General features: G+C 34.6%; 8 protein-coding genes. 5 read left to right on the forward strand and 3 right to left on the reverse strand.

What is annotated here, in order from left to right:
* Positions 1-115: 115 nt before the first annotated feature.
* From AC30RD_RS05225 to AC30RD_RS05235, 3 genes are read left to right on the forward strand one after another with little or no spacing between them, the layout of a single operon-like run.
* Positions 116-325 carry an OadG family protein gene (locus AC30RD_RS05225; protein ID WP_489493259.1) on the forward strand — a complete coding sequence of 70 codons (210 nt, stop codon included), beginning with the start codon at positions 116-118 and terminating at the stop codon, positions 323-325.
* 12 nt (positions 326-337) lie between these two features.
* Positions 338-2,131 carry a biotin/lipoyl-containing protein gene (locus tag AC30RD_RS05230; RefSeq protein ID WP_489493260.1) on the forward strand — a complete coding sequence of 598 codons (1,794 nt, stop codon included), beginning with the start codon at positions 338-340 and terminating at the stop codon, positions 2,129-2,131.
* Positions 2,132-2,135: 4 nt separating this feature from the next.
* A complete protein-coding gene (locus tag AC30RD_RS05235; protein WP_489493261.1) occupies positions 2,136-3,458 on the forward strand; it encodes a sodium ion-translocating decarboxylase subunit beta in 1,323 nt (440 codons plus the stop codon).
* A gap of 26 nt (positions 3,459-3,484) precedes the next feature.
* Here AC30RD_RS05235 and AC30RD_RS05240 read toward each other — a convergent pair whose 3' ends face one another.
* Complete coding sequence (locus tag AC30RD_RS05240) at positions 3,485-3,838, reverse strand: hypothetical protein (RefSeq protein ID WP_489493262.1); 354 nt, start codon at positions 3,836-3,838, stop codon at positions 3,485-3,487.
* 51 nt (positions 3,839-3,889) lie between these two features.
* On the opposite strand from AC30RD_RS05240, the gene AC30RD_RS05245 reads away from it, so the two are divergent.
* Together AC30RD_RS05245 and AC30RD_RS05250 are read left to right on the forward strand one after the other, a co-directional pair.
* Positions 3,890-4,336 carry an iron-sulfur cluster assembly scaffold protein gene (locus tag AC30RD_RS05245; RefSeq protein ID WP_489493263.1) on the forward strand — a complete coding sequence of 149 codons (447 nt, stop codon included), beginning with the start codon at positions 3,890-3,892 and terminating at the stop codon, positions 4,334-4,336.
* Between the two features lie 14 nt (positions 4,337-4,350).
* Positions 4,351-5,166 (forward strand): iron-binding protein, encoded by an 816-nt coding sequence (locus AC30RD_RS05250; RefSeq protein WP_489493265.1) that lies wholly within the window; start codon positions 4,351-4,353, stop codon positions 5,164-5,166.
* On the opposite strand, the gene AC30RD_RS05255 is transcribed toward AC30RD_RS05250, so the two are convergent.
* Together AC30RD_RS05255 and AC30RD_RS05260 are read right to left on the reverse strand one after the other, a co-directional pair.
* Positions 5,163-5,471 (reverse strand): hypothetical protein, encoded by a 309-nt coding sequence (locus tag AC30RD_RS05255; RefSeq protein ID WP_489493266.1) that lies wholly within the window; start codon positions 5,469-5,471, stop codon positions 5,163-5,165. The genes AC30RD_RS05250 and AC30RD_RS05255 overlap by 4 nt on opposite strands.
* The coding region (locus tag AC30RD_RS05260; protein ID WP_489493267.1) for an alpha/beta hydrolase at positions 5,468-6,198 on the reverse strand (731 nt) is incomplete at its 5' end. The genes AC30RD_RS05260 and AC30RD_RS05255, both read right to left, overlap by 4 nt.

Consider the following 6,198-nt stretch of genomic DNA (forward strand, 5'->3'; position numbering starts at 1 on the left):
GTATGTAAAATTGTATAAAAATAGATATTTTTGTCAATAATATTAAAAATAAAAAGATATTATAAGCAAAATTGCCATAAAATATGCAAAATGATTTTAAATTTTGGAGTATAAAATGATACTTGAAGCCATTAAATATATGATTCTTGGTATGGGAATCGTTTTTATTTTTTTGTATTTGATGGTGCTTGTGCTCAACTGGCAGCATAAGCTTGTTGAGAAATATTTTCCTCACAAGGAAGAGGAAGAAGTTCCGTCAAAAAAAGATAAGCAAAAAAAGGTTGCCGCAATAGTCGCGGCGATTCATCATATGAAAAATTCATAAAAAGAGGTGGATATGAAGAAAAAATATATAGATATAATGGACACCACCTTCCGTGACGGATTTCAGTCCGTTTTTGGAGGAAGGGTTTTAATGAAAGATTTTTTACCTGCTCTGGATGCTGCAAAAGATGTAGGAATAACCCATTTTGAATTTGGTGGGGGAGCAAGGTTTCAAAGCCTTTTTTTCTATTTAAGAGAGAATGCCTTTGATATGATGGACGCATTTAGAGAAAAAGTTGGTCCTGAAGCAAATCTGCAAATCCTGGCTCGGGGCATCAATACCGTTATGCTTGATACCGGAAGTAGGGAGATGATAGATCTTTTTGCAAAACTTTTTGCAAAGCACGGAACTACTACGGTTAGAAACTTTGATGCGCTAAATGATGTTGATAATCTTGAGTATAGTTCCAAATGTATTAAAAAATATGGAATGAAACATGAGGTTGTTATAACCATTATGGATCTTCCTCCCGGGTGCGAAGGAGCCCATACGCCTGAGTTTTATGAAAAGACTTTAAGAGAGATTTTAGATAGAGGGATAGAGTTTGATTCGTTGGCCTTTAAAGACGCAAGCGGAACAAGCTCTCCACAAAAGGTTTATGATACTATTAAAATGGCAAGAAAAATTTTGGGTAAAGATGTGCATATAAGACTTCATACTCACGAAACCGCCGGTGTTAGCGTGGCCTGTTATTTAGCCGCACTGGAAGCTGGAGTTGACGGCATCGATCTAGCAGCCGCTCCGGTTAGCGGAGGAACGAGTCAGCCAGATATTATAACTATGCTTCATGCTGTAAAAGGAAAGCCTTATGATCTTGGCGGACTCGATATGGAGAAGGTATTGGAGTATGAAGAGGTATTGAAAGATTGTTTAAAAGAGTATTTTATTCCACCAGAAGCTACTCAAGTTAGTCCTCTTATTCCTTTTTCTCCTATGCCCGGAGGCGCACTAACTGCAAATACTCAAATGATGAGAGACAATAACATTTTACATAAATATCCCGAAGTTATTAAAGCCATGAGAGAGGTTGTAGAAAAGGGTGGTTTTGGAACAAGCGTAACTCCAGTTAGTCAATTTTATTGGCAACAGGCCTTTAACAACGTAATGTTTGGTCCGTGGAAAAAGATAGCCCCTGGATATGGGAAAATGGTTCTTGGCTATTTTGGAAAAACTCCGGTTGAGCCAGATCCTGCTATCGTTGAGCTTGCAAGTGAGCAGTTAAAGCTTCCTCCAACAAAAGAGAATCCTCTTGATATAGCCGATCGCGATGAAACAAAATCTATCTCTTACTGGAAGAAAAAGCTTGAAGAAGAAAATATCGAGACATCAGAAGAAAATATTTTTATCGCCGCAGCCTGCGGGGATAAAGGTATAGCGTTTTTAAAAGGCGAGAGTCCATTAATGATAAGAAAAAAAGAAGATGAGGAGAAAAAGAGCATGGGTAAAACTAGCGGAATTTATACTGTTATCGTGGATGGTGAAAAATTTACTGTTGAGGTTGCAGAGGGAAATGTTGAGGTAAAACCGCAAGCAGAAGCAAAAAAAGAGGTTGTTGTTGAAGAGCAAGAGAGTAAAGGCGAATCTGCCGGGGGGATGACCGAGATTAAGGCCGCGGTTCCCGGAAACGTATGGAAGATACTTGTTAATCCGGGAGATAAAGTAAAAGCGGGAGATAAGATAATGATCCTTGAGGCTATGAAAATGGAGATAGACGTTCCTGCGCCAAAAGATGGAGTAATAGCCAATATTGCGGTGAAAGTTAACGATAGTGTCCAAGAGGGACAAGTTTTAGCGACAATGGAGTAAGCCTATGAAAAAAAGATTAATTGGTTTTTTCTTGGCTCTTATGGTTGTATTGGTGCCAATAGGCGCTATAGCTACGGTAAATCATATGAGCGCAGATAAAGAAAAAAAGGTTGAAAAAGAGGTTCATGAAAAGAGTGTTGCAGATCTTTTTGTGGGTTTTTATAAACAGACCGGCATTTATGCAATTTTTAGTCCAAAAGAGGGTGCAAAAAATGCTCTTGGTGAAGAGATGAGCAAATTTCACCAAAGTTTTGGACGAATTATTATGATAGGTATCTCTTTTTTACTATTTTATCTTGCTATAGCAAAAGGTTTTGAGCCACTTTTATTGATACCTATAGGTTTTGGCGGACTTTTGGCAAATATTCCTTTAGCAAATATTATAGGGGATCACGGATTTATAGGAGAACTTTATAAAGCGGGTATCGCAAACGAGCTCTTTCCTCTTTTAATATTTATGGGTGTTGGAGCGATGACCGACTTTGGTCCCCTTTTGGCAAATCCAAAACTCGCTCTTTTAGGTGCCGCCGCTCAGTTTGGAATTTTTGGGACTCTTGTAGGTGCTGTTGCTCTTAGTCAAATGGGACTTTTTGATTTTAGTCTTCAAGATGCGGCAGCAATCTCAATTATCGGTGGAGCAGATGGGCCTACTTCGATATTTATCGCTTCCAAATTGGCCCCGGATCTTTTAGGAGCGATAGCGGTTGCCGCATATAGCTATATGGCTTTAGTTCCTGTTATCCAGCCTCCGATTATGAGAGCTTTGACAACTCCCGAAGAGAGAAAGATAAAAATGAAAACCGGAAGAAAAGTGAGCAGACTTGAAAAAATACTTTTTCCTTTGACGGTATTGGTTCTTACTATATTGATTCTTCCAGAATCATCTCCGTTAATCGGAGCTTTAACTTTTGGAAATTTTGTTAGGGAGTCTGGCGTAGTTGAGAGATTATCAAAAACTATGCAAAACGAGCTTATCAATATAGTTACGATATTTTTAGGATTAGCGGTAGGATCAAAACTTGCGGCTGAAAAATTTTTGGTTCCGGAAACTCTTGGGATTTTGGCTTTAGGACTTGTTGCCTTTGCTATAGGTACAGCCGCAGGCGTAATTATGGGCAAAATAATGAATAAAATCTCAAGCGAACCGATCAATCCTCTAATAGGTGCGGCCGGAGTTAGTGCGGTTCCGATGGCGGCAAGGGTTGCAAACAAAGAGGGTATGAGAGAAGATCCGACAAATGTATTGTTAATGCACGCTATGGGACCAAACGTTGCCGGTGTTATCGGTTCAGCGGTAGCAGCTGGTGTGCTTCTTTCTATATTTTAATCAAGTGATGGGATCTCCCATCACTTTTAATAATCTCTTTTTTTATGTTTATCTTTTTGATAACTTTTTACCCTTTTTAATTTTCTAAGCCTGTTTGCTTCATATAAGGTATCCTCTTTTATCTCTTTAATATCTTTATTTGATAAAGGAAGATTTGCTGTTTTTTCTACAAATTTTTCCAATGAAGTTAAATATTCGTTTTTTAAAATAACTTTTTTTATATTTTCCAAATTTTTAAAAATTTTATCTATGAATTTTTTAAACTCCTCTTTTGTAATATCTTCTTTATTTAAAAAATTAACCACTCTGTTTGTAAATCTCTCCAACTCTCTTATATATTTTAATCTTTCATACTTTTGCTGTTTTTTGTCGCTCTTCAAAATTTTCCTTTAATGGTATAATTTCTTAGATATTTTATCAAAAGGGTAGCAATGGAGCAAATACCAGATATTAATCCAAAATATTTAGAACATTTGATGGATCCTAAAAATTATGGGAAAATGCAAGAGTATGATGCAAGAGGTATAGGGAAAAACGAAATTAGCAAAGAGATGGTAATAATCGAGTTAAAAGTAGATCCCTCAACCCAAAAAATTTTGGATATCAAATGGCAAACTAACGGATGCGGGACAACGCTAGTTAGCGGGAGCCTTTTTAGCCAAGAGTATAAAAGAGGAACTATAAAAGATGGAGTGGAATTTACTCAAAAAGTGTTAGATAGGATCAAAGACAATCCTCCAGCAGACGCGGCTTGTGGAGAAGTAGTCGCAAGAGCTTTTTTAGCTGCCGTGAAAGATTATGAAGATAGGAAAAAAGGGATAAAAAAAGAGCATATAGAGTATGTAACTCTATCTTGTCCCCAACCAGAGTCAAACTAATAAAAGGATTTTGTATGAAAAAAGTTTTTCAAAAAAAGCATGAGTTATGGTTAAAAGTATTGTACGGGGCCTTTAGTATCCCAAAAGGGGAGATTTTTGATGTTTTATATGATTTTAGCTTAATAGAGTTTAGACACTTAAAATGGCTTGCCAAAGATATTATTAAAAATTCAGATGATATAGATTTTGATAGAGAAAATATAGAGATAAAGGTTGAAGATTTTCATGAATTAGTAGATAAATTAATAGACGAGCTTTTGGCTATAGAGTTATATTATCAAAAAAGCGAGCTTTTTAAGAGAATAAAAAATGATGAAAAGTATATGATTACTAAGTTAAAAGAGTTTAAAAAAATAAAAAATTTTAAAATAGAAGCCTTCGATAGATCTATGAAATATCCAAATAAAGAGCTTGACAAAACATCTCTTGATGCCTTGACTCTATTTTTATTCGAAGAGAGCTATAAAGAGTATGAACTGATTTTAGTTTATTTATACTCTTCGCTTCACACAGATAATGTAAAACTTTACTCAATTTATGAAGATCTAATATATGAATCGATGTTTCATTTAAAAAGCTTTGCGATTATGCAGTCAAAAATGGGACTATTGTCTCTTCCAAGAGTGGTAATGGAAGATATTTATAAATTTAAGGATTTAAAAAAGTTTTTACTTGACGGAATTGAGGAAGAAAAAGGAGCAAAAGAGCAATGCAAGGCATTGGCTGCTGCTGTTAAAGATGAGGAACTTTCTAACTTTTTTGAGTTTATAAACAATCAAGAAGATTATCATATAACGCTTATGCAAGAGGCTTTGGATTGTATCTCTTAAGCTATAGGTTTAGGTTTATAAACCTGTAGCTTTTTTATTATGTTTTTTATTTTTTGAATCTCCTCTTTATTAAAAATTTTGGCTTTTTTATTAAAATCGGATAGTTTTTTAAATTCTTTGTTTAGTTTGTTTAAATCAACAAATTTTGCTTCCAACGCTCTTTTAATGGTTGGAAATTTTTTAATTTTTTCCAATTTTTTTGATAAAATCTTACCCTCTTCATAAATTTCAAGCATATAATTTGACTGAATCTGGGCCGAAAAAAGATATAAATTTATAAAAATTAATAAAATTGCCGTTTTCATTGTGCTTTTTTTAATATTTTTAATGCTTTTTTTAAAGTATCTAAGAATTCCGGATGGGTAAAAACTGCCATATGTGTTGTATCTTTTAGGGTTTTTTTAAAAACAAGATTTCTAATATGTTTTTCCAAATTTAGATAATTTTTGTAAGGAATTACCTCATCATTTTCTACGTTTATTACCGCTACCGGGGCTCTTACAAACTCAATATATTTATATGTTTCAAAAGGGTGTTTTAAAATTAGTTTCATAGGAAGATAGGGGTATTTATCTTTTGCAAGGTTCAATATAGAATCAAAAGGCGTTATAAGGACTAAACCCTTAACCTCTCTTTTACTTGCAAGATAAGCCGCTACTGAGCTTCCAAGGCTTCTACCGATCAGATAGACATCCATGCCTTTTGCAAAATGATCATATATCTCTATAGCGTCGCTTAAAATTTTATTTTGTGATGGCAATCCAGAAGAGTTTGCATATCCTCTATAGTTAAAAACTAAAAAATTAAAATCTTTTATATCTTTAACCACGTTTAAAAAAGCAAGAGCGTTGTTTGAATTTCCGCCAAAATAGATAATTAAAGGGTTGTGATCTTTGTTTTTTACAAAAGCTCCTTCCAATATAATATTATCGGAAGTTTTAAGGGTGAGTTTTTTAAGATTTTCTATTTCCAAATAGATATTTTTTGGCGCTTTTTTGGGATGGAAAATCTCCTTATCCTGGTTTAAATAGG

The sequence above is a fragment of the Nitrosophilus sp. genome, assembly GCF_982775275.1.

Excerpts from the sequence above, each read along its gene's own strand:
- AC30RD_RS05225 (WP_489493259.1), top strand. The coding sequence starts at position 116 with ATGATACTTGAAGCCATTAAATATATGATTCTTGGTATGGGAATCGTT.
- AC30RD_RS05230 (WP_489493260.1), top strand. The coding sequence starts at position 338 with ATGAAGAAAAAATATATAGATATAATGGACACCACCTTCCGTGACGGA.
- AC30RD_RS05235 (WP_489493261.1), top strand. The coding sequence starts at position 2,136 with ATGAAAAAAAGATTAATTGGTTTTTTCTTGGCTCTTATGGTTGTATTG.
- AC30RD_RS05245 (WP_489493263.1), top strand. The coding sequence starts at position 3,890 with ATGGAGCAAATACCAGATATTAATCCAAAATATTTAGAACATTTGATG.
- AC30RD_RS05250 (WP_489493265.1), top strand. The coding sequence starts at position 4,351 with ATGAAAAAAGTTTTTCAAAAAAAGCATGAGTTATGGTTAAAAGTATTG.
- AC30RD_RS05255 (WP_489493266.1), bottom strand. The coding sequence starts at position 5,471 with ATGAAAACGGCAATTTTATTAATTTTTATAAATTTATATCTTTTTTCG.